Consider the following 1,319-nt stretch of genomic DNA (forward strand, 5'->3'; position numbering starts at 1 on the left):
TGAACTGCACCCCATTTCGACCGGACAGTCGGCATAAGCAGAAAGGCTCAAGCACAGGCTTGAGGACAGGCTTATGTCTAACGAGTATCGACACGTTGAATTGCTCACGGGAGATGTGCGCCGCAGGCGGTGGACAACCGAGCAGAAGCTGACAATGATTGAGCAAAGTTTTGAACCTGGCGAGACGGTATCGTCCACCGCTCGCCGCCATGGCGTTGCGCCCAATCTGCTGTATCGATGGCGCAGGCTTTTGAGTGAGGGAGGTGCTGCGGCCGTGGATTCTGACGAGGGGGTTGTCGGGAATTCGGAAGTGAAGAAACTGGAGGATCGCGTCCGGGAGTTGGAGCGCATGCTCGGTCGCAAGACGATGGAGGTCGAAATCCTCCGCGAAGCCCTTTCCAAAGCGGACTCAAAAAAACGGATATCGCGGCCGATCTTGTTGCCGAAGGACGGTTCCCGATGAAGGCCGTGGCAGACACGCTGGGCGTCTCCCGTTCCAACCTCATCGAGCGGCTGAAAGGCAAATCAAAGCCGCGTGGGCCATACCACAAGCTCGAGGATGCAGAGCTTCTGCCCGCCATTCGCAGGCTGGTAGATCAAAGGCCAACCTATGGCTATCGGCGGATCGCCGCGCTTCTCAATCGCGAAAGGCGAGCCGCCAATCAGCCCATCGTCAACGCCAAACGGGTTCATCGTATCATGGGCAACCATGCCATGCTGCTGGAGAAACATACGGCCGTCCGCAAAGGCCGCATCCATGATGGCAAGGTCATGGTCATGCGCTCTAACCTGCGCTGGTGCTCCGACGGTCTGGAGTTCACCTGCTGGAATGGCGAGGTCATTCGTCTCGCCTTCATCATCGACGCCTTCGACCGCGAGATCATCGCTTGGACGGCAGTCGCCAATGCAGGCATCTCCGGCTCTGACGTGCGCGACATGATGCTGGAGGCAGTCGAGAAACGCTTCCGCGCAACCCGAGCCCCCAATGCTATCGAGCACCTCTCGGACAATGGTTCGGCTTACACAGCGCGAGACACGAGGATATTTGCTCAAGCACTCAATCTGATACCTTGCTTCACGCCGGTCGCCAGCCCGCAGTCGAACGGCATGTCGGAAGCTTTCGTCAAAACGTTGAAGCGCGACTATATCCGCATATCCCAAGTTCCGGACGCCCAAACAGCGCTCCGGCTCATCGACGGATGGATCGAGGACTACAACGAAATCCATCCCCATTCCGCGCTCAAGATGGCTTCCCCTCGGCAGTTCATCAGAGCTAAATCAACCTAGCCGACCTGTCCGGTGAAATGGGGTGCACTCCA

At 57.9% G+C, this 1,319-nt stretch carries 1 protein-coding gene; it reads left to right on the top strand.

What is annotated here, in order from left to right; translation table 11 throughout:
• Positions 1 to 73 precede the first annotated feature (73 nt).
• Positions 74 to 1,287, top strand: a protein-coding gene (locus AC27VJ_RS22585) for an IS3 family transposase (RefSeq protein ID WP_488685911.1) whose coding sequence is annotated in 2 segments (ribosomal slippage) — positions 74 to 410 and positions 410 to 1,287 — 1,215 coding nt in all. Because the reading frame shifts where the segments join, the coding sequence is not laid out codon by codon here.
• Positions 1,288 to 1,319: the final 32 nt, after the last annotated feature.

The sequence above is a fragment of the Agrobacterium sp. 20P9.1.2 genome, assembly GCF_057799395.1.